At 28.4% G+C, this 20,913-nt stretch carries 21 protein-coding genes and 1 pseudogene; 13 read left to right on the top strand and 9 right to left on the bottom strand.

Annotated elements, in window-relative coordinates; all coding sequences use genetic code 11:
- Positions 1-285: 285 nt before the first annotated feature.
- From ACD570_RS04200 to ileS, 5 genes are all read right to left on the bottom strand, one after another.
- Positions 286-1,065 (bottom strand): carbon-nitrogen hydrolase family protein, encoded by a 780-nt coding sequence (locus tag ACD570_RS04200; RefSeq protein ID WP_239819799.1) that lies wholly within the window; start codon positions 1,063-1,065, stop codon positions 286-288.
- A complete protein-coding gene (gene xseB / locus ACD570_RS04195; protein ID WP_200280536.1) occupies positions 1,058-1,231 on the bottom strand; it encodes an exodeoxyribonuclease VII small subunit in 174 nt (57 codons plus the stop codon). Before xseB ends, ACD570_RS04200 begins: the two co-directional genes overlap by 8 nt.
- Entirely contained in the window at positions 1,228-2,682 is a 1,455-nt protein-coding gene (guaB, locus tag ACD570_RS04190; protein ID WP_337207330.1) for an IMP dehydrogenase, read from the bottom strand. Before guaB ends, xseB begins: the two co-directional genes overlap by 4 nt.
- Positions 2,682-4,049, bottom strand: coding sequence for an Asp-tRNA(Asn)/Glu-tRNA(Gln) amidotransferase subunit GatA (gatA, locus tag ACD570_RS04185; RefSeq protein ID WP_337207332.1), 1,368 nt, complete (start codon positions 4,047-4,049; stop codon positions 2,682-2,684). The genes guaB and gatA overlap by 1 nt, the downstream gene beginning before the upstream one ends.
- A 111-nt stretch (positions 4,050-4,160) precedes the next feature.
- Positions 4,161-6,917 (bottom strand): isoleucine--tRNA ligase, encoded by a 2,757-nt coding sequence (ileS, locus tag ACD570_RS04180; protein WP_337196334.1) that lies wholly within the window; start codon positions 6,915-6,917, stop codon positions 4,161-4,163.
- Between the two features lie 87 nt (positions 6,918-7,004).
- On the opposite strand from ileS, the gene ACD570_RS04175 reads away from it, so the two are divergent.
- The 6 genes from ACD570_RS04175 (at position 7,005) to ACD570_RS04150 (ending at position 11,986) form a co-directional block, all read left to right on the top strand.
- The gene (locus ACD570_RS04175) at positions 7,005-8,093 is read left to right on the top strand and encodes a CinA family protein (protein WP_337196335.1); all 1,089 of its coding nucleotides are present in this window, start codon (positions 7,005-7,007) and stop codon (positions 8,091-8,093) included.
- Positions 8,094-8,160: 67 nt separating this feature from the next.
- Positions 8,161-8,781 carry an NAD(P)H-dependent oxidoreductase gene (locus tag ACD570_RS04170; protein ID WP_337207335.1) on the top strand — a complete coding sequence of 207 codons (621 nt, stop codon included), beginning with the start codon at positions 8,161-8,163 and terminating at the stop codon, positions 8,779-8,781.
- A 1-nt stretch (position 8,782) separates the two neighbouring features.
- Complete coding sequence (locus tag ACD570_RS04165; RefSeq protein ID WP_337207337.1) at positions 8,783-9,385, top strand: NAD(P)H-dependent oxidoreductase; 603 nt, start codon at positions 8,783-8,785, stop codon at positions 9,383-9,385.
- Between the two features lie 98 nt (positions 9,386-9,483).
- Positions 9,484-10,020, top strand: coding sequence for a CDP-diacylglycerol--glycerol-3-phosphate 3-phosphatidyltransferase (gene pgsA, locus ACD570_RS04160; protein ID WP_239819804.1), 537 nt, complete (start codon positions 9,484-9,486; stop codon positions 10,018-10,020).
- The gene (gene rseP, locus ACD570_RS04155) at positions 10,017-11,120 is read left to right on the top strand and encodes an RIP metalloprotease RseP (protein WP_417904148.1); all 1,104 of its coding nucleotides are present in this window, start codon (positions 10,017-10,019) and stop codon (positions 11,118-11,120) included. The genes pgsA and rseP overlap by 4 nt, the downstream gene beginning before the upstream one ends.
- The gene (locus ACD570_RS04150; protein ID WP_337198723.1) at positions 11,117-11,986 is read left to right on the top strand and encodes a VirK family antimicrobial peptide resistance protein; all 870 of its coding nucleotides are present in this window, start codon (positions 11,117-11,119) and stop codon (positions 11,984-11,986) included. The genes rseP and ACD570_RS04150 overlap by 4 nt, the downstream gene beginning before the upstream one ends.
- On the opposite strand, the gene ACD570_RS04145 is transcribed toward ACD570_RS04150, so the two are convergent.
- A complete protein-coding gene (locus ACD570_RS04145) occupies positions 11,979-12,980 on the bottom strand; it encodes a sugar phosphate isomerase/epimerase family protein (protein WP_337200044.1) in 1,002 nt (333 codons plus the stop codon). The two genes, ACD570_RS04150 and ACD570_RS04145, sit on opposite strands and share 8 nt — an antisense overlap.
- A 10-nt stretch (positions 12,981-12,990) precedes the next feature.
- Entirely contained in the window at positions 12,991-14,250 is a 1,260-nt protein-coding gene (locus tag ACD570_RS04140) for an MFS transporter (protein WP_337207342.1), read from the bottom strand.
- A gap of 241 nt (positions 14,251-14,491) precedes the next feature.
- Between ACD570_RS04140 and rpsF the strand changes: the two genes are divergently transcribed.
- The 3 genes from rpsF to rpsR are packed head-to-tail and all read left to right on the top strand — an operon-like array spanning position 14,492 to position 15,666.
- The gene (gene rpsF / locus ACD570_RS04135; protein WP_137623415.1) at positions 14,492-14,869 is read left to right on the top strand and encodes a 30S ribosomal protein S6; all 378 of its coding nucleotides are present in this window, start codon (positions 14,492-14,494) and stop codon (positions 14,867-14,869) included.
- An 8-nt stretch (positions 14,870-14,877) separates the two neighbouring features.
- Complete coding sequence (locus ACD570_RS04130; protein WP_337207344.1) at positions 14,878-15,393, top strand: single-stranded DNA-binding protein; 516 nt, start codon at positions 14,878-14,880, stop codon at positions 15,391-15,393.
- Positions 15,394-15,405: 12 nt separating this feature from the next.
- The gene (gene rpsR / locus ACD570_RS04125; RefSeq protein ID WP_059117862.1) at positions 15,406-15,666 is read left to right on the top strand and encodes a 30S ribosomal protein S18; all 261 of its coding nucleotides are present in this window, start codon (positions 15,406-15,408) and stop codon (positions 15,664-15,666) included.
- Positions 15,667-15,702: 36 nt separating this feature from the next.
- Here rpsR and lon read toward each other — a convergent pair whose 3' ends face one another.
- Both lon and bamD read right to left on the bottom strand, forming a co-directional pair.
- The gene (lon, locus tag ACD570_RS04120) at positions 15,703-18,081 is read right to left on the bottom strand and encodes an endopeptidase La (RefSeq protein WP_417904147.1); all 2,379 of its coding nucleotides are present in this window, start codon (positions 18,079-18,081) and stop codon (positions 15,703-15,705) included.
- A 15-nt stretch (positions 18,082-18,096) separates the two neighbouring features.
- Entirely contained in the window at positions 18,097-18,744 is a 648-nt protein-coding gene (gene bamD / locus ACD570_RS04115; protein ID WP_200280494.1) for an outer membrane protein assembly factor BamD, read from the bottom strand.
- Positions 18,745-18,899: 155 nt separating this feature from the next.
- On the opposite strand from bamD, the gene fliW reads away from it, so the two are divergent.
- The 4 genes and pseudogenes from fliW to ACD570_RS04095 all read left to right on the top strand — a co-directional run bounded on the left by fliW (position 18,900) and on the right by ACD570_RS04095 (position 20,817).
- Positions 18,900-19,301, top strand: a complete 402-nt coding sequence (fliW, locus tag ACD570_RS04110; protein ID WP_137623419.1) for a flagellar assembly protein FliW — start codon at positions 18,900-18,902, stop codon at positions 19,299-19,301.
- Between the two features lie 254 nt (positions 19,302-19,555).
- Positions 19,556-19,702, top strand: coding sequence for a hypothetical protein (locus ACD570_RS04105; RefSeq protein WP_417904146.1), 147 nt, complete (start codon positions 19,556-19,558; stop codon positions 19,700-19,702).
- A pseudogene (locus ACD570_RS04100) lies at positions 19,699-20,371 on the top strand (prepilin-type N-terminal cleavage/methylation domain-containing protein). The gene ACD570_RS04105 and the pseudogene ACD570_RS04100 overlap by 4 nt, the downstream one beginning before the upstream one ends.
- Positions 20,368-20,817 carry a hypothetical protein gene (locus tag ACD570_RS04095; protein WP_337204778.1) on the top strand — a complete coding sequence of 150 codons (450 nt, stop codon included), beginning with the start codon at positions 20,368-20,370 and terminating at the stop codon, positions 20,815-20,817. The pseudogene ACD570_RS04100 and the gene ACD570_RS04095 overlap by 4 nt, the downstream one beginning before the upstream one ends.
- Positions 20,818-20,913: the final 96 nt, after the last annotated feature.

Genomic DNA, 20,913 nt, shown 5'->3' with positions numbered 1-20,913 from the left:
CCTTATTTTAAAAAGCCTAAATTTTAACACTTTTTTACTAAAAAGAAAATATAAAACCCTATTTTGCTATACTCAAACGTTAAATTAATTGATAAAAATTTAATTTTTAAGAAGCAGATTAAGCAAATCTTGTGAGATATTTTCTAGCTTAGATAAAGATTTTATTTTTATCAATATCTAAATGTTTGAATAATTTTAATATTTTTTCAAAAGTCATTCTGCTTTATTAATAACAAAAATGATCGCAAATACATAAAAATCAATATTTTATGAATCATGTATTTATTATCCTTCAAAACCTTTTATCATCTTATCAAAACACCAAAGTTTTCTCGCTTCATCTGATTTTGTAGGCTCTACAATCAACATTTCCTCTTCATTGCCAAGTCTTTCTTGAATTTCACCAAAAGCATCGATAAACATAGTATCGCCGTAAAAATTCCATTCTTCTTTAAGTTTTCCTATACGATTAACTCTTAAAATGCTAGTTGAATTTAAAAAAGCTCTCATTTTTAAAAGCTCTTCCCATCTTTTTTTGCTTTCAAAAGTTGAAGCGGTGGGAATAATAACCAAATCAATCTTTTTTTGCATGATCATTTTCCAAAAACCATCAAAATGAGCTTCAAATCCAAAAAGTAAAGCACATTTTAATCCAGCATAAGAAAAAGTAAAAAGTTTATATTTGTCGCATTTATTATTAAAAAAACTTTTCTCATTCCAATGATTATAAGGCATCAAAATTTGTTGCTCATAGCTTTTTACTCCACTAGGAGAAACTTTTAAACAAAGTTTTTTATAGCCTTTACTCTCAACATTGACAAAAGGAGCTATGATTTCTAATTCATATTTTTTTGAAAGGCGTATCAAGCTTTCTTTTTTAGCTTCACTTTGCTCTTTTATCATAGATTTTGGCATAGAAAGTAATTCAGTAAAAAAACTATTGATAACATATTCTCCTAAAATAACAAGATTTGCCCCGCTATCTTTTGAAGCTTTTAAATAATAATCCAACCTTGACTCACTTAAAGCTAAAGTAGGAAATTGCAAGGCTGAAATTTTACTCATCGATATTCTCCACTTCTAATTTTGCTTTTTCTAATTCCTCCCTAGCTTTTTTAATACTTTCTAGGCCCATTTTATATATTTTCACACTTTCATTTAAAGTTAATTCATCATTATTTAATTTATCTAAAGCTTCATTGGCTTTTTTTATCTTTTCTTCAAAACTCATTGATTAACCTTATAATTTGGCGCCTCATGAGTTATAGTTACATCATGAACATGACTTTCTTTAAGACCTGCACTTGTAATTTCTACAAATTCAGCTCTATCTTGAAAATCTTGTATATTTTTGGCACCTACATAACCCATAGAAGAACGAAGTCCGCCTAGAAGTTGATGCACAACACTTTTAATACTACCCACATAAGGCACACGTCCTTCTATACCTTCAGGAACTAATTTGTCTTGGGCTGTTCCTTCTTGAAAATAACGATCAGAGCTACCTTTTTGCATTGCTCCAAGCGAACCCATTCCGCGATATGATTTATATTGTCTTCCTTGATAAGTAAAAAGCTCTCCTGGACTTTCATCTGTTCCAGCTAAAAGAGAACCTATCATAACAGAACTTGCACCAGCTGCCAAAGCTTTAGCTATATCACCTGAATACTTAATTCCACCATCAGCAATAACTGGAACTCCGTATTTCTTAGCCTCTATAGCACACTCATCTATAGCTGAAATTTGAGGGACGCCTACACCAGAAACTATACGAGTGGTACAAATACTTCCTGGTCCTATTCCTACTTTTACAGCATCTGCGCCCGCTTCGCAAAGAGCTTTTGCAGCAGCTGCAGTGGCAATATTACCCGCAATCAAATCTAACTTTGGATATTTTTGTTTTATAGCTTTTATAGTATCAATAATACCTTTAGAGTGTCCATGTGCAGAATCAAGTACTACAACATCAACTCCAGCTTCCACTAAAGCATCAACTCGATCAATTTGTCCTACACCTATAGCAGCACCTACTCGAAGTCTTCCAAAATTATCTTTATTTGCATTTGGATATTCTTTACGTTTTTTAAGATCTTTGATTGTAATTAATCCCACTAAACGATCTTCGCTATCTATAATAGGTAATTTTTCTACTTTATTTTTATTAAAAATTTTTTCAGCATCATCTAAAGTACATCCTTTTGGAGCAGTAATTAAAGGAGCTTTTGTCATTACATTTTCAACTAAATTAGAATAATCATTTTCAAATCTTAAATCACGATTGGTTAAAATTCCAATTAATTTTTTGGACTCATCTACCACAGGAATACCTGATATTCTATATTCTGCCATAATTTCTAAAGCCTGAGCTATACTTGATTTTGGGCTAATAAAAATAGGATCTATAATCACTCCACTTTCGCTTTTTTTTACTCTTTTAACTTCTCTTGCTTGAGAAACAATATCCATATTTTTATGAATAACTCCAAGTCCTCCAAGCCTTGCCATCATGATAGCAGCTCTATGTTCAGTTACTGTATCCATTGCAGCAGAAATTAAAGGCATATTTAAGGAAATATTTTTTGTAAGCTGAGTATGGATTTGAACTTGTTTTGGTAATATCTCAGAATAACAAGGGCGTAAAAGCACATCTTCAAAAGTTAAAGCACGTTTGACTATATTCATTATTTTCCTTCCTTTATAATATTTTCGAGACTTAAAGCACCATCGAGTAAAGTTTGCTCTTCAAAAGATTTACAAACAAATTGAGCTGAAATATTAAGCCCATCTTTATCTTTACCTACTGGCACACTAATTCCACCAAGACCAGCTAAATTTAAAGAAATAGTATAAACATCCTCTAAATAAACTTCAATAGGGCTTTTTTTAGCATTAAAATCAAAAGCTGTTGTTGGAGCTACAGGCATAAAAATTAAATCACAATCTTTTAAAATTTCTTCATATTTAGCTTTTATAAAGGCTCTAGCCTTTTGTGCTTTAATATAATATGCATCATAGTATCCGCTACTAAGTACAAAAGTTCCTAGCAAAATTCTCCTCTTTACTTCTTCTCCAAAACCTTCACTACGAGTCTTAATATACATGTCTTTAAGATTTTCTATATTTTCAGAACGCCTTCCATAGCGCACACCATCATAACGACTTAAATTTGCACTCGCTTCAGCAGTTGCTATAATATAATATGCTGCTATATCATACTTACAATCAAGCATATGTTTATAAACAATTTCATGTCCATATGATTTTAACATATCTATGGTTTTTAAAAGAGTTTTTTTAACTTCTTCACTTGCATCATTAATATAGTTTTCAATCACTGCAATTTTTAATTTTCTATTTTTATTTAATTGTGGTGCTGTTTTAATAAACTCAATATTTGCACTTGTGCTATCCATTTTATCATATCCTGCAATAGCATCATATAAAATCGCAGCATCTTCAACATTTTGTGTTAAAACACCTATTTGATCAAGACTTGAAGAATAAGAAGCCAATCCATAACGACTGATCCTACCATAACTTGGTTTAAATCCGACACAACCACAAAAAGCAGCAGGTTGACGTACAGAACCACCTGTATCGCTACCTAAACTCGCCAAAGCTAATCCACTTGCTACAGCTGCAGCACTACCTCCACTTGAACCCCCTGGAACTTTATTTGGATTTAATGGATTTAAGGTTTTTCCATAATAAGAAGTTGCTGTTGAGCTACCCATAGCAAATTCGTCCATATTCGTTCTTCCATAAGGAGCAAAACCATTTTTTTTCAAATTTACAATAGCACTTGCATCATAAGGTGCCACATAACCTTGTAAAATTTTACTTGCACAAGTTAATTCCCAACCTTTAACACTAATATTATCCTTAATGGCGATAGGAATTCCCTCACAAGTTTGACTCAAATCTTTACCTAAAAATTGTTCTATGTAAGCGCCTAAGTGGCTTTCTTTTTTAGCTCTTTCATTTAATTCTTTTTTTAAATTTTGAATTTCTTCTTGGGATAATTTCAAAGCTTCTTTTAAAGTTATCATTTTCTTTCCTTATATTTTTTTGCATATTTTTTAATCAAAATAACCGATATGCCACAGAAAAAAGCAATTATAAAAATAGTTGCAATTACTACACTATTTGAAATAGGATTTTCAAACATTTTTTAAAACCTCACCACAACGCACACAAAGTTTTTCTTCTTTTAAACTTTCTAATTTCCAACATCTAGGACATTTATGCAACATAGCTTTTATGATTTTAAATTTTTCACCCTCAATTTCAAATTCACACAAAATTTCACCAGAGCTATCTTTCAAATCACTTACCATAAACCAATCATTTAATTCATCTTTAGGTATAAATTCAAAACGTTTAGAATCTGTGATAAGATTGAGTTCTAAAGTTGATTTTATCGATTTGTCCTTTTTAAGTGCATCAATTTTTTCAAAAAATTTCTCACGCACGTTGAGTAAAAATTTATCATCTATATTAAAATCATATTCGAATTTTTCTTTCAAACTAAGATCAAAAACATCAGTAATATTATCTTTAATCAAATCATTAGCATGCTCTAAAGCCTCATCAACACTATAAGTTAAAGTTGGAGCAAGTAAATTTAAAAGTTCTTTAGTGATTAGAGCCATAGCCACTTGAGCTGATTTTCTGCGATCGCTATTTTTAGCATCGCAATACAATCTATCTTTACTAATATCAAGATAAATTCCACTTAGGTCTGCACTTAAAAAATTTAAAAGCAAATTAAAACCTTTGGCAAACTCATAGGCTAAAAAATTCTCTTTAACATTTTTAAAAACATGGGTTGCACGTGTAAGTATCCACTTATCTATAAAACTAAAATCATTGATTTCTAAATTTTGCAAATCATTAATATTTGCAAGTAAAAATCTTATAGTGTTTCTTATCTTGCGATATTGTTCGCTTACTTGTTTTAAAATATTATCAGAGATTTTTAAATCGCTTGAATAATCACTTAAAAGTATCCAAAGTCTTAAAATTTCAACTCCATAAGTTTTAGCTACATATTCAGGTGCTATAACATTACCCTTAGACTTAGACATTTTTTGTCCTTTTTCGTCCGTAGTAAATCCATGAGTTAAAATGTTTTCATAAGGAGCCATTTGTTTAACAGCAGTTCCAATAAGTAAAGAGCTTTGAAACCAACCTCTATGCTGATCACTTCCTTCTAAATACATGTTAGCTCTTTTTTCTCCAGCATCGTAAATTCCACTATTTAAAACCGCATTCCATGTGCTTCCACTATCAAACCAAACATCTAAAATATCATAAACTTTCTCTAAATTTTCTGGATTATATTTTGAATTTTCAGGAATTAAATCTTTGATTTCAAATTCCCACCATGCATCAGCCCCATGTTTTTCGAAAATATTTGCTATAAAATCAAAAAGTTCAGTATCAAAAATCACTTCTTTGGTTGTTTTATCTCTAAAAAAAGCTATAGGAGTTCCCCAATCCCTTTGACGCGAAATACACCAATCGGGACGGTTTTCGACCATAGAACCAATTCTTTTTATACCACTTTGTGGATAGAATTTCGTTTTTAAAATTTGTTCTTTGGCGCATTCTCTTAAAGTTTTACCTTCTAAAAGTGCTTCATCCATTAAAATAAACCATTGTTTGGTTGCTCTATAAATTACAGGCTTGTGAGTTCTCCAACAAAATGGATAAGAATGTATAAATTTAGAAGAATGCAATAAAGATTTACCTAAAAGCTCTAAAATCCTTTCATTGGCTTTAAAAATATGAAGTCCTATAAATTCATTTAATAAATTCTCTGGTAAAAGTTTTTTAATCCTTAAAGTTTCGTCATAACACCCACCATCATCCACAGGCATTAAAACTTCAATATCATATTTTAAACAAGCATAATAATCATCCTCACCATGACCTGGGGCAGTATGGACAAGTCCACTCCCACCATCCATTAAAACATGTTCACCCATAATCAAAGTAGACTTTCTAAAATTTAAAGGATTAATTGCTTCTAATTTTTCAAATTCTTTAGCATTAAGCTCTTTTTCTATCTCTCCTTTTGTTAAACCCTTCTCTATCATACTTTTAAGAAGAGCACTTGCAAAAATAAAACCCTCTTTGGTAATAACATAATTTTCATTAGGATTTAAAGCAATAGCTTGATTAGCCACCAAAGTCCAAGGTGTAGTTGTCCAAATAACTGCACTAGCTTTTGAAACTCCTAATTTTTTGCAAGCATTTTCATCTAAATCAAAAGATACAAATATAGAATAATCTTCCTTATCTTCATATTCTACCTCAGCTTCAGCTAAAGCTGATTTTGCAGCCCAACTCCAAAAAACAGGTTTAGAACGCTCACAAAGCAATCCTTTTTGGGCAATTTCACATAAAGTTCTATAAATAGCGGCCTCAAATTCAAATTTCATTGTAAGATAAGGCTTATCCCAATCGGCTATAATACCAAGTTTTTTAAATTCTTCTCTTTGAATATTAACAAATTCATCAGCATGTTTTCTACAAAATTCTCGTATCTCTTTTTTGCTTAAATTTTTCTTCTTTTCGCCAAGTTTAATTTCAACCTGTTGCTCTATAGGTAGACCATGACAATCCCAGCCTGGAGTAAAGCGAATTTTTTTTCCATTAAAATAATGCAATTTAATAATCGTTTCTTTTAAAATTTTATTTAAAGCATGACCAATATGAATATGACCATTAGCATAAGGAGGGCCATCATGTAAAGTAAAAGTATCATGAGCATCTTTACGATTTTGTTTCATTTTTTCATAGGCATAATTTTGATTAAACCATTTTTCAAATCTTTTGGGTTCAAATTCGGCCAAATTAGCACGCATCGAAAAAGTAGTATTTGGTAAAAGCAAGGTATCTTTGTAATCCATTATTTTCCACCTAAATTTTTTATAATCTCAAATTTTACTAAAATTAGTTTAAAATTTAGCTATAATTACACAAAAAAGGGAAATTTTATGAAGCATTTACTTTTTCTTATTGGCGATGAATTAGCGATGAATGATGATTATAAGGATTATATTTATCGAACATATGAGAAAAAATTTAAAGAAATTTGCGAAATTCGCTTTCAAAATAAAACCGATAAAGAATTGCCTTTTTTGCTAGAAAAACTTCTCTTAGAATACGATTTTATAACCCTTTTTACCACATCTAATCATTATGCAACCATAGCTAAAATTCTTGCAACACTTAACGAAGATGCTTTAGTTTTAAAAGAAGATAATTTGGTTCCTGATAAAGCATATTTCTCCAAAGATAGTTTTGTATGTGATTTTATTCATTCAAAAATCAATGTTATCAAAACTACAATAGGTAATAAACTTCCAGAACTGCTTGGAAATATACAATCTAATTTTACCTATTTTTGTCTTTTTGGAATTGATGATGAAAGTGCTGTTGTATTGCTTGATGCATTAACAAAATCCTATGAAGTTAAAATCAAAACAAGTAAAATACTTGATAATCTTACATTGATTAAAGCTACTTGCCCCAATTTTGGAAAATTAGATGGATTTTTAACTAGTATTAAAAATCTTTTTGGACAAAAAGTGTTTTTAGGGAAAAATCCTTTAGAATTTATTATTTCAAAACTTTTAGAAAAAAAAATAAAAATTTCTTTTGCTGAAAGTTGCACGGGTGGACTTTGTGCAAGTACGCTAACCAAATTCGATGGAGCGAGTCAGATTTTTGAAGGATCAATTGTAAGCTATTCTAATCGCTTAAAACATGAGTGGCTAGGTATTGCTGAAGAAAATTTGCAAGATGGAAGAGAATATAGCGAACGCTGTATATATTTTATGCTAAAAGGAATTTTTAAAACAGCAAAACCTGATTTTGCCTTAGCTATTAGCGGAGTAACTGGAAGAAATGATGAAGGCTTAATAAAATCAGGTACTGTATATATAGGGGCAATGTTTAAAGATGGAACTTTTGTTCAAGAAATTCTTCATTTAGACGGAGATAGAGAATTGATGCAAAAACAAGCTATGATGGCAACTTTTTGTTTATTATTAAAACTCAAACCAGAAATTTTTGAATTTTAATTTTATAAATGATTAAACTTTTATGACCTATAATTAATTTAGCTTAAATTACATTAAGGAATTAATTATGAATTTTAAAGATCTTATCTCAAAACGTCACGCTTGTAAATTATTTAGCGATAAAAAAATCAATACAAATGATTTAAATTTTATTTTAGAAAGTGGGATTTTAGCTCCTAGCTCTTATGGTTTTGAACCTTGGAAATTTATTGTTTTTGAAAAGCAAGAGGATAATTTAAATCTTTCTAAATTATGTTTTAATCAACAAAATGTTGCCACTGCGAGTCATAATATAGTTATATTAGCAAGAAAAGATTTGCAAAGTAAGGATGTATTTGCTCAAAAACAAGTACATCGTTTTGCTGATTCTGATGAAGAAAAATTTCAAAAAATTTTACAAATTTATACGCAAAAAACCAATATGATGGATGATAAGCAACTTTATCATTACGCTCAACTTCAATGTTATCTTGCAATGATGCAAATGTCTTTAGCCGCTATAAGTCTAGGGATCGATTCTTGCATGATAGGAGGTTTTGACAAAGAAAAAATAGATCAATTTCTAAAATTAAAATATCCTTTTGAAACAGCTGTTATATTAGCTCTTGGATATAGAGCACAAGAACCAAAACATACAACCAAACGTTTAAAATTTGATGAAGTTGTTGAATTTTATAAGGAAAAATAAAATGGATAAATTAGATCTTTTTAAATTTAGATATTCTTGTAGAAATTTTAAAAATGAAAAATTAAATCCACAAGATCTAAGAAATATATTAGAAATTGCTAGATTAAGCCCTAGTTCTTTAGGTTTAGAACCTTGGAAATTTGTAGTTGTGCAAGATGAAAAGAAAAAAGAAGAATTATCAGAGATTTGCAATCATCAACCTCATGTTAAAAATTGTTCTGCTTTAATTATTATTTTATCAAGACTTGATTTTTTAGATTATTTTGAAGAAAAATTAAGAAAAAGAGATATGAGTGAAAAAGAAATTCAAAAGCGTTTAGATACCTATATGCCTTTTTTAAATTCTTTAAATCATGAGCAAAAAATTGCTTATGCTAGAGAACAAGCCCATATTGCTTTAGCGAGCATACTTTATAGTGCTAATGCCTTAAATATAGCTACTTGCCCAATAGGAGGTTTTAATAAAATTAAACTTGAATCCTACCTCAATCTCAATACTCAAAAAGAAATAGCAACTCTTATCGTAGCTATAGGCTACTCTAATGATAAAAGTTTGCCACAAAAGAATCGCTTTGATTTTGATGAAGTAGTTCAATTTTTATAATTAAAGCTAAAATAAAAATAGAATACAATTCTATTTTTACCGTTACTTTGCCAAAATTTTATATAATTTTTTAAATTTCACAGAATTTAAGGTTTTATATGAATTTGCCAAATATTTTAGCATTTTTAAGAATTATGTTAGCTCCTTTATTTTTTTTCTTGCTTACTCATTCTTTTAAAGAAGTTGATCAAAGCTGGATTAATTATTTTGCTGCTTTAACATTTTCTTTAGCAGCAATAAGTGATTTTTTCGATGGTTATATTGCAAGAACTTGGAATCAAACAACAAAACTAGGAGGTATCTTAGATCCTTTGGCTGACAAAATGCTTATTTTAGCAGCTTTTTTAGGTTTATTAATGATAGGAAGAGCAAACGAATGGATTATTTATCTTATACTCGTTCGTGAATTTTTTATCACAGGCTTTCGCGTAGTTATGGTTAGTGAAAATTTAAATGTTAATGCCTCATTTGCTGGAAAGCTAAAAACAACTTTTCAAATGATAGCTATAGGTTTTTTAACAATGCAATGGGCAGGAGGACAAATTTTGCTTTATATTGCCTTTGTTTTAACACTTTACTCTGGTTTTGAATATGTTTTAAGTTACATGAAACAAAACAAAGGAAAATTACAATGAAATCTTTATTTTTTTTAATTTTAATACTTATACTTGGATTTAAATTTTATTCTATTGAATTTTTAGCAACAATTTTGGTCATTTCTTTTTTAATTTTTTTTCACGAGCTGGGTCATTTTTTAGCGGCAAAATCTTTAGGTGTTAAGGTGGAAATTTTTAGTATTGGTTTTGGAAAAAGTCTTTTAGAATTTAACTTTAAAAATACCATTTATCGCTTAAGCACTCTGCCTTTAGGAGGTTATGTAAAACTTAAAGGACAAGATGATATGCGTCCAGGTTTTGAAAATTTAGATCCTGATAGTTATAGTATTTTACATCCTTTGAAGAAAATTTATATTTTACTTGCTGGACCTTTTTTTAATCTCTTTTTAGCTTTTATACTTTATATTGTTATAGGAAATTTAGGAATACAAAAATTATCAGCACAAATAGGTACTATCGCCCCAAACTCTGCAGCACAAATAGCTGGAATGAAACCTGATGATATAATTTTATCTATCAATGGAATCAAAATTCAAAGCTTTAATGAAATTTCAAAACATCTAAATTTACAGCCTTTAAATATTGTGGTTGATAGAAATGGAGAAAAAATAAATTTCAATCTTACCCCAAAAATAGGACAAGGATATAATGATTTTGGTCAATTGGTTTCAAAGGCACAACTTGGAGTAAGTCCAAAAGGCACTGATATATTAGTTTTTCACACAGGATTGCAAAGTCTAAATTATGCTTTAGACGAAAGCATTAAAGCTTCAACGCTCATTATTAAAGGCATAATAAAACTTATTACTGGAGAAGTAGAAGCTAAAAACTTAGGTGGCATTATTACAATGGTTAATATCACTTCAAAAGCAGCACAAACAAGTTTTACAATCCTTTTACTTATAACTGCTTTAATTTCAATTAATCTAGGAATTTTAAATCTTTTACCTATTCCTATGCTTGATGGAGGACATATATTGTTTAATATTTATGAAATTATTTTTAGACGCAAAGTGTCCCAAAAAACCTTTGAATACCTAAGTTATGGAGGAATGGCTATACTTTTAAGCTTGATGCTTTTTGCTACTTTTAATGATATTTTAAGAGCTTTACAATGAATCAAAATTTTACCTATCCTACACCCAATTTTTCAGATCCAAAAAAAAGTATTATTTTTTGGCGTTATTCGCGCTTTTGGGCTAGAAAAATCTTATATTTTTCTCAAGTGAATTTTTTCATTAAAACACTCAATAAAGAAAAAAATAATCACTTAAAATATTTTTTTCAAGAAAAACCTTATGCTTGCTATAATGTTATTAGAAGATTTTGCGATAAAAGTTTTAGTGCCAATGATAGAGTTAAAACCTTACTTTATGATGTTGATAAAGGGTTAAAAACATTTACTTTTTTTCCAGAAAGAAAAAATATTTTTATCCTTAAAGACGAAGAAAATACTTTTGAAATTGATCTTGATCAAAATTATCACGTTTGTGAAGAAGGTTTTTGGGCTATTAAACTTAAATTTAATACTCAAGTCATTTTACAAGCAAGTTTTTGTTTTACTCTTGAAAATAATATTTTAATTGCTTGCATACAAGGCTATAAGCATGAAAATTTAGACTCTTTAAAAATCAATAAAATTTGTACTAAAAAATTTTTTGGATTAAGACCAACGGATTTGATAATAGAATGTATTAAAATTTTAACCAAAATTTTAAATTGCAATGTCACACTTGGTGTTTATGAAAAAAATCAAATTCGATCACAAAAAAAACAAAATAAGGGTTACTATGTAAATTATCAAAAAATTTGGCTTGAAAATGCCGGAGAGCTCATAAAAATTAATAAACATAATTATTATAAACTCTCTCATTTAAGAAAAAAAATTGAAGAAATTTCAAGTCAAAAACGCTCTATGTATAAAAAGCGTTTTGCAATACTTGATGAAATTGAAAAAAAAATCAACGAAATCTTTTCTAAATAATACTTTTTAAATATTTCACACTCTTTTTGCAACCTTCTTTTTGCAACCTTAAAAGCTTTTCTAAGTGCTCATTAGAAACCTCTTGAGGATAATAATATTGCATAGCCTTTAAACCTTTAAATAAAGGCTTTTCAATTTTAAAAGCACCTTCTCCTAACTTATCAATCCCACCAGTTCCTTTTTCTCTTTTAAAATTTGCACAATATGGATAACATTGTTCTATATTAATACGATCTAAACCTTCATTTTTTAAAATTTCTATACAAGCTTTAATATCAATATTCCCTTCTCCTAAAGGCACCCCACAAACATAATCTACCCCATCTTCATTAAAAATAATATGATCTTTACAATGAGTACTAAAAGTATATTTTGCCATATCCTTACAAGCTTTAATAGGATCTTCATAAGCCATCATTGAATTTCCAAAATCATATAAAAATCCTACTCTAGGATGATTGATTAAGGCTAATAATTCAAGTAAATCACTTGAAGTTTGATATTCATGATTTTCTATGGCAAGTTTTAAATCATAATTTTCTAAAATTTCAATTAAAGCCTTAATTTCATTAGATGAGTTTAAAAATTCTTCTTTATTGAAAAGTGCTGTAATTTTAGAGTCATCAAAGCTACCATCGCTTGCATTTTTAACTTTTTTACTTTTATCTGTTAATGGCACATAAGATCTAATAATCTTGGTGTTTAAAATTTGTGCCACTTTGGCAATTTTTTCAAATTTATTTTTATCAAAACCTTTAGCATCAATTTCACAATACATATTATATTCATCAAGCTTCGCTCTAATCTTTTTAAGGTGATGCTCCTCATTACTTCCTAAACATCCCCATTCCTCATCTAAACCAAAATCTTTAATAATATTTATAATCACTCCATCGCAATCTAATTCTTTTGCAAAATCAATATAAGAAAATATATCCATTTTACCATTTTGAAACCATAAATGCATACTTTCAGTCTCTAAACCAATTTTCATTTTTCTTCCTTTAAATTATTTTTTTCTTAGCTATCATTTTTAATAAAATAGTTGTTACAACAACACCACAAATTGCAAAAAATCCCATTAGCGCAAAAACAATCCTATAACCCAATAAACTTTTATCGAAATAATCAATAATAAAACCATATAATGCAAAACAAAAAAGTTGAGGAGAATATCCAAAAATACAAGCAATACTCATAGCTGCTCCACTAATTTCTCTAGGAATTTTAATCTCATCTACAGGAGCAAAAAAAGTCGCACGCATAGTAAATACAATCGCTCCAAAACCTAAAGTTAAACACATTCCAAAATAAATATTTAGTTTTTCATGTGGCATTAAAATAAAAATCAAAATCGCAAAAGCTGCTAAAATTAAAGCAAATCTTAAATATCTAGTAGAAGAGTGAAATTTTTTATCGGCTAAATATCCACCTATTGGACCACCAACTAACTTTAAAGTATATTGATTGATGATTCCATAAGTCCCTACTAAGGCCACTGGCATACCATAAATGTCTTTTAAAAATGGTATAAATGAAGTCAAACCACAATAAATAGAATAAATCGTAAAAATAGTTAAAGAGACCACCCAAATTTCAGGAGTTTTTATAGCCTTTATTACTCCGTTTAAAGCAACTTGATTTTTACTAATTTGACGTCCTTGTTCATCAGTGGTGGTAATTTTATCATCCTCAAGTAAAAAATAGGCTAAAATACCTGCAACGATAATACAAACACTATAAAATATTATAGCAGCCTTAAGCCCATCTGCTCCAGAACCTAAAAGTAAGAAAATTCCCAAAGCGCTAAAAGCAACAATGGTATCTACTACACCTCTTCCAGCCTCTAAAAAACCAAAAAGTCTTCCTTGTTGCGTAGAATCTCCAAGTAAGCGAATCGCCTTTAAAAGAACAGGCCAATAAATCACCTCGCCAAATAAAGCCAATAATCCCCAAGCGATTAAAATACCATAAAATGATGGGAAAGTGGAAATATAAATTCCAACCAAACCAACACATATTAAAGACAATGGGATAAGATTTCTTTTAGAAAATCTATCCGCTATATAAATTGAAGCGAAATTTCCAATCGTTTGGACTATGCCATAAACTGAAAGTGCAAGACCAATTTGAGTATTACTAAGACTCATAAATTCTTGCATAGGAATATAAAAAGCATCTTTTAAAGAAGAGAGTTTAAAAACAGTTCCTCCCCCAATAACCAAAACAATAAAAGTAAACCATCGAATAGGTTTTGTCTCCATAGCCCCACTCCTCATTTTTATATTAATGAATTATTAATTATCATAACATAAAAAATATTATTCGAATAATTTTAAAATATATTTTAATTAAATTTAAATATATAATGTTACCTTTGGTAATGTTTTATAAAATCAAGTATAAATTAAGTATATTTTGATATAATTAAAAGTTTGCATAAGTAATTAAAACTTTGCAAAATCCTTGCTCATTTTATGGGCTTAATATCCATAAGGAGAATATATGAAACATTATGAGGTTTTATTCATTTTAAAACCAACTCTTACAGAAGAAGAGGTTAATACCAAGTTGGAATTCGTAAAAGAAGTCCTTACAAAAAACGGTGCAGAAATTGAAACTGTTGTTCCAATGGGCACTAGAAAACTCGCTTATAAAATTAAAAAATATGAACGTGGAACATATTTTGTAATTTATTTTAAAGCTCCTCCTAAATTAATTGCTGAATTAGAAAGAGTTTTAAGAATCACAGAAGAAATAATTAGATTTTTAATCGTAAAATATGAGAACAAAAAAGAGATTGCGGCTTGGGAAAAACTAAGTCATGGTATCAAGCAATCTAAAAAAGAGATTAAACCTTTAGATACCCCTGAAATTCAATAAGGAATATAATGTTTAATAAAGTTGTTTTGGTTGGTAATCTTACACGCAATATAGAAATGCGTTATGGGCAAAATGGTAATGCGATTGGTGCTTCAGCTATTGCTGTAACTAGACGCTTTACTGCAAATGGAGAAAAAAGAGAAGAAACTTGCTTTATTGATATTAGCTTTTACGGCAGAACAGCAGAAATTGCAAATCAATATCTCACAAAAGGATCAAAAATTTTAATTGAAGGACGCTTAAGATTTGAACAATGGAGCGATCAAAATGGTCAAAATCGTTCAAAACATAGCATTCAAGTTGAAAATATGGAAATGCTAGGAGCAAATAATACTCCTCAAAATAGTGAAAATTTTAGCAACGGATATGCAAATTACGAAAATCAAAGCTATGATCCTTATGCAGGTCAAAATAATTTTGAAAAAACTCCACAAAAGATGCAAAATTCCAATCAAAATCAAGAAAAAATCAAAGAGATTGATGTCGATGCTTATGATAGTGACGACACAGATTTACCATTTTAAAAAGGATTAACTATGGCAGAAAAAAGAAAATATTCTCGTAAATATTGCAAATATACTGAAGCAAAAGTTGAATTTATAGATTATAAAGATACAGCTATGTTAAAACATGCTTTATCAGAAAGATTTAAAATTATGCCTCGTCGCTTAACAGGAACAAGCAAAAAATATCAAGAAATGGTTGAAGTAGCAATTAAACGTGCCAGACATGTTGCTCTAATTCCTTATATAGTAGATAGAAAAGAAGTAATCAGCAATCCTTTTGAAGGATTATAAAAAAGAAGCAAAGGTTTTTTAACCTTTGCTTGATATTTATTTTATTAAAGCGTATTTTAAAACTTCATCAAAATTTTTCACAGCAATGATTTTCATATTATCCTTAACTTCGCTAGGAATATCTTTTAAATCTCTCTCATAATTTTTTTTCGGAATTAAAGCAATTTTTATATCAGCTTTATAAGCAGCAATGAGTTTTTCTTTTAATCCTCCTATGGGCAATACATTTCCCGCTAAATCAATTTCACCTGTCATCGCTATATTGGCACATACTTTTTTATCGCTAAAAACAGAGGCAATAGCAGTGCTTATGGTGATACCTGCACTTGGCCCATCTTTAGGGGTTGCACCATCTGGAACATGAATGTGTAAATCATAATGATCATAAACATTACCTTTGGAATCTAAAATAAATTTTTTAGGAACTTTGATTTTACCTTGGTCAATTAAAACTTTAATCACACTAAAAGCAATTTTAGCTGATTCTTTCATAACATCACCTAAACTTCCAGTTAAAGTTAAATTTCCCTTACCTTTTATTTTAATCGCCTCAACCTTTAGTACATCACCACCCACACTTGTCCAAGCTAAACCATTAACTTGTCCTATGCGATCTTCCCCATCATTTTTTTCAATTTCAAAAACTTTTTTATCTAAAAATTCCTCTAAATTTTTAATACCAATATTGATTTTTTTTATTTTTTCTAAAAGTAATTTTTTTGCGCTTTTTCGACAAATTTCAGCTACTTTTCTGCGTAAATTTCTTACACCTGATTCTCTAGTATATTCACTAATAATAAGCTCTATAGCTTCATTACTTATGTTTAATTCACTAGCTTTTAATCCATGTTTTTTAAGCTCATCTGGAATGAGATATTTTTTAGCAATATGAAATTTCTCATTAGGCGTATAGGAACTAAGTTCTATAAATTCCATTCTATCTCGCAAAGGTGCAGGAATATTGCTTATATCATTAGCAGTAGCTATAAAAATAATCTTACTTAAATCAATATTAAAATTTAAATAATAATCCCTAAATTTTGAATTTTGTTCTGGATCAAGAATTTCTAAAAGAACAGCACTTGGATCACCCCTAAAACTTCGATTTAATTTATCTATTTCATCTAAAACAACTACTGGATTAATTTGTTTTGCTTCTATAAGTCCTTGAGTAATACGTCCTGGCATAGCTCCTATATAAGTACGACGATGGCCTCTTAACTCATTTACATCTTCAAGTCCACCTAGAGCAATACGAATAAGTTCTCTTTTTAATGCTTTTGCAACAGAATTAGCTAAAGAAGTTTTTCCCACACCTGGGGGACCATAAAGACAAAGTATAACTTTAGCTCCATCTTTATCAGAAATTAAACGCTTTTCTAAAAGCTCTTTGACAGCAAAATATTCTTCTATGCGTTCTTTTGGTTTATTTAAAGCATAATGATCATTATTTAGATGTTTAGACACTTCTTTAATATCAAGCTTTTTTTTAGATATCTTTTCAAATGGAACATCCAAAGCTGTTTCGATATAAGTTTGTATCATTGAAGCTTCAGAGTTATCTTGATGAATGCGATCAAATTTGTCAATTTGTTTTTTAATTTCTTTATAAGTATCCTCATGCATAAATTTTTTCTTATTTTCTAATCTTTTGTAATAATCCCTAACCTCATCTTCTTTTTGAGAATCACTTCCTAACTCTTTTTGAATTTGTCTGAGTTGCTCTTTTAAAAAATACTCCTTATTAACTTTATCGATACGAGAGTGAACCTTATTTTTAATTTCTTTTTGAATTTTGTTTGCCTCAATTTCTTGGGCTATTAAATCAATTAATTTCAAAATTTTTTCTTCTAAATTAGTTAAAATGAAAAAATTATAAGCATCTTGTTTTTTAATGCGTATAATATTCAAAACCAAATCACAAATTCTAGAAGCATCCATTCCTTCATCAATAGTTCTAAGTAAATCAGGGGAAAAATAATGACTGATATTAGCCAATACTTTAATTTTTTCTTTCAAAACCCCAAGCAAAGCCTCTTTTTTGGTATCATCTAACAATTCTTCCTTGATTAAATCTACAGTAGCTTCTAAAGGCTTATTAGAAATTGGCTTTATAATCCTAGCTTTAGCATAACCTTGAAATAGTATCTTAATTCTTCCATCAGGTAAAGGCACTTTTCTCATAATGGTGCCAACAACTCCACAATCATAAATTTCATCAAAAGTTCTTCCGTTTTCAAATTTAGAAGGAGCAACAAAAAGCATAGAATCTTTTTTAATCGCAAGATCTAAGGCTTTCATATTTTCAGAATCATTGATAAAAATAGGTGTAATCATAAAAGGATATAAAAATAATTCATCTTCTACCAAAACAGGCAAATCAGCTGGATATTTTTGTATGTCTTCTATTTGCATTATTTTCCTTTAAAATTAAAATTTTTCAAATATACTTCTATACCAAGGAAGTTCAGGTTTTATAATACTTTGCTTATAAAATTCACTTTTCCTTAGCTTCTGCTCATAAATTTCAGCACTTTGAGTACGTCCGGTTCTATAATATAAATCTTTGATTGTATCATTAAGATAAAAAACTGCTAAATTAAATTTAGTCAGCATGGTTTGCACTAAAGGATTAAATTCTGTATCTGGATAATCTTTTAAAAAATTACTGATTTCTTTTTGACTCTCGAGCATTAAAGCTTGATTTCTATTAGGCACGCCAAAAGCATCAAATTTAGCCTTTATTTTTAAATAACGTATATAATCAGCATTACGAGAACTACCAAATTTCTTATTATATTCATCCAAATAAAACTCGGCCAATTGATACTCTTCTTCGTCAATATGCGCCTGTGCTAAAATAATAAGTGTGGTTTCCAAAAGCGGATTAGAAACATGTTCGCTAGCCATACCATTATAATGTTCATCAGCTTTTTCCAAATCTTTATCCTGCAAATCTTTAATAATTTGTTTATACCATTCCTTTGCAGTTAAATTATATAAGCCCTCATTAGTCTTTACACTACATGAACTTAAAAAAAATCCTATTAAAATAAAAAGAAAAAAATTTTTTTTCATTGAATTTATGCCTTTTGAATTATCTTACTTATAAATCATTATTTTACGATTATTTTTTGTAAATTATAATAAATTTAGATAAATAAATTTAAAATTTGGAACTAATATTGCTTATTTTATGATAGAATAATGATTATAAATCTTGAGGAGAAAAAATGACCTTAGCTGTTAAATGTCCCATTTTAGGTTTTGAAGAAACTAAAAATATGGAATTTTCAACTATAGATGAAGTATTTGTAAGACTAAAAAGCCTAGATGGTAAAAATTTTTCATTTGTACTTATCAATCCTTATCTTATAAGACCTGATTATGAATTTGACATACCAACTTATTATCAAGAATTGCTTTCTTTAACACCTGATTCCAATATGAAAATTTATAATATAGTAGCTATTGCTAAAAGTATAGAAGAATCTACAGTAAATTTTTTAGCTCCTGTGGTTATAAATCTTGATAATAACACTATGGTTCAAGTTATTCTTGACACAGTTAATTATCCTGACTTTTTTCAAGCTGATCAAATTTCTAACTACATTAAAAAAAATGAAAATGAATGATTAAAATATCTTAAAATTATAACTTTAAATACAAGAGTATTTTTTATCCTCAAGAAAATACTATTTGTATTTAATTTTTTTTAAAAATCAAAAAATATATGAAAAATGCTTTCTCTATTTTAGAAATAATTATATCAATTATTATTTTAAGCATAATCTTTATAAGTCTTTCAAAGCTATTTTTTTATTTTCATAATAATGAAAATAAATTAAATATTTTTCAAAAATTATACACGCTCCAAGATGAACTTTATTTGAATCCAAACCAAAGAGATATTATACTTCATACTCAAGACTTAAAAGATTTAAAATTTAAAGAATATTATATTGAAAACGATTTATTTAAATTTAAAAGACTTGATATGCAAGATCAAAATTACACTCTCTATTTTTTACCATGAAAAAAGCCTTCACTCTTTTTGAATTAGTCATTTCACTTATTTTATCTGGAATAATACTTACAATACTTTCTAAACCTTTATGGGAATTTTATCAACTCAATAATAAAAATTTAAAAACAAAAGAACTCATTATCAACACTCATCTAACCCTACTTAAAATAGAAAAATTATTTCAATCTTGCGCTAATATCAATATAATTGATGATAATTTGATCCATTGTTTTTTTAAAAGATGACTTATTAGCTCTTAAAGATAAGAATACGCATTTACTTAATTCTACTTTAATTTTAGAAAATAATACCACTTTATATTCTCCAAAAAGTGATTTACAAACTCAATTGCAAAATAGAAAAGCACTATACAAGGATGAACAAAATATAATTTATGGTTTGAATAACAATAAAATTCAAAAAATTTTTATTTTATCAGAAAATAATCTATCAAGTTCTTTTATTGGAAATTTTATACCAATAAGTGCTGAGTTAAATTTTACTTTTAAAGATGATCAAATTTATTATGAAATTAAACCCAGATTTAATGATGAATTAAAACAAAGTGCCATCTTAGCCAAAAATATAAGTTTTTTCAAAATACAAAATTCAAAATTAAAAATATGCATGAAAAATCAAAAACAAGAATATTGTCTTGAAAAAAGATTGTTTTTATGAAAAAAGCTTACATTTTAATCACTCTTATATTTTTAATATCTTTTTTAGGATTTTGGTTGAGCTTAAATACTACACTTTTAAGCTACACTCCGAGATTTATAAGAGATACATATTATTATTTACAAGCGCAAATACTTATCGATGAAAAACTCGCTAAATATTTATTATATAAAGCTAAACTAGAAGATAAAGAATGTCTTAATTCTATTGTTTTAAATTATCCCAATCCAAATGACAAAATTCAAATCACTTATCATTATCCTATAGCCCAATGTGAAAATTTTAAACTAATATCTATCAACCAAGATTCAAATTTAAGCAAAGATGGAATTATAATCGCTCATATTAATGTAGCGTTAAATTCTCAAAAAGGGGTTAATGATGAAATTTTAATTAATAAATCCTTCATTTTATATACAAAAGAAAATTTTTGGCTAAAAAAATAAATTTTTATTTTTATTTTGATAAAATTATAAATAAAATCAAGGGCAAAAATGTCTTTTAAACTTTTTTACTATTTTTCTTCTTGGCATATACCTTTT

Origin of the sequence: Campylobacter sp. LH-2024, from assembly GCF_048270605.1 — a bacterium.
Taxonomy (GTDB): Bacteria; Campylobacterota; Campylobacteria; order Campylobacterales; family Campylobacteraceae; genus Campylobacter_D; species Campylobacter_D molothri.
This window is presented reverse-complemented; position numbering and strand designations above follow the sequence as displayed.

What these genes read in the sequence shown, in the direction of transcription:
- ACD570_RS04200 (WP_239819799.1), bottom strand. Translation starts at nt 1,065, where the DNA reads ATGAGTAAAATTTCAGCCTTGCAATTTCCTACTTTAGCTTTAAGTGAG.
- xseB (WP_200280536.1), bottom strand. Translation starts at nt 1,231, where the DNA reads ATGAGTTTTGAAGAAAAGATAAAAAAAGCCAATGAAGCTTTAGATAAA.
- guaB (WP_337207330.1), bottom strand. Translation starts at nt 2,682, where the DNA reads ATGAATATAGTCAAACGTGCTTTAACTTTTGAAGATGTGCTTTTACGC.
- gatA (WP_337207332.1), bottom strand. Translation starts at nt 4,049, where the DNA reads ATGATAACTTTAAAAGAAGCTTTGAAATTATCCCAAGAAGAAATTCAA.
- ileS (WP_337196334.1), bottom strand. Translation starts at nt 6,917, where the DNA reads ATGGATTACAAAGATACCTTGCTTTTACCAAATACTACTTTTTCGATG.
- ACD570_RS04175 (WP_337196335.1), top strand. Translation starts at nt 7,005, where the DNA reads ATGAAGCATTTACTTTTTCTTATTGGCGATGAATTAGCGATGAATGAT.
- ACD570_RS04170 (WP_337207335.1), top strand. Translation starts at nt 8,161, where the DNA reads ATGAATTTTAAAGATCTTATCTCAAAACGTCACGCTTGTAAATTATTT.
- ACD570_RS04165 (WP_337207337.1), top strand. Translation starts at nt 8,783, where the DNA reads ATGGATAAATTAGATCTTTTTAAATTTAGATATTCTTGTAGAAATTTT.
- pgsA (WP_239819804.1), top strand. Translation starts at nt 9,484, where the DNA reads ATGAATTTGCCAAATATTTTAGCATTTTTAAGAATTATGTTAGCTCCT.
- rseP (WP_417904148.1), top strand. Translation starts at nt 10,017, where the DNA reads ATGAAATCTTTATTTTTTTTAATTTTAATACTTATACTTGGATTTAAA.
- ACD570_RS04150 (WP_337198723.1), top strand. Translation starts at nt 11,117, where the DNA reads ATGAATCAAAATTTTACCTATCCTACACCCAATTTTTCAGATCCAAAA.
- ACD570_RS04145 (WP_337200044.1), bottom strand. Translation starts at nt 12,980, where the DNA reads ATGAAAATTGGTTTAGAGACTGAAAGTATGCATTTATGGTTTCAAAAT.
- ACD570_RS04140 (WP_337207342.1), bottom strand. Translation starts at nt 14,250, where the DNA reads ATGGAGACAAAACCTATTCGATGGTTTACTTTTATTGTTTTGGTTATT.
- rpsF (WP_137623415.1), top strand. Translation starts at nt 14,492, where the DNA reads ATGAAACATTATGAGGTTTTATTCATTTTAAAACCAACTCTTACAGAA.
- ACD570_RS04130 (WP_337207344.1), top strand. Translation starts at nt 14,878, where the DNA reads ATGTTTAATAAAGTTGTTTTGGTTGGTAATCTTACACGCAATATAGAA.
- rpsR (WP_059117862.1), top strand. Translation starts at nt 15,406, where the DNA reads ATGGCAGAAAAAAGAAAATATTCTCGTAAATATTGCAAATATACTGAA.
- lon (WP_417904147.1), bottom strand. Translation starts at nt 18,081, where the DNA reads ATGCAAATAGAAGACATACAAAAATATCCAGCTGATTTGCCTGTTTTG.
- bamD (WP_200280494.1), bottom strand. Translation starts at nt 18,744, where the DNA reads ATGAAAAAAAATTTTTTTCTTTTTATTTTAATAGGATTTTTTTTAAGT.
- fliW (WP_137623419.1), top strand. Translation starts at nt 18,900, where the DNA reads ATGACCTTAGCTGTTAAATGTCCCATTTTAGGTTTTGAAGAAACTAAA.
- ACD570_RS04095 (WP_337204778.1), top strand. Translation starts at nt 20,368, where the DNA reads ATGAAAAAAGCTTACATTTTAATCACTCTTATATTTTTAATATCTTTT.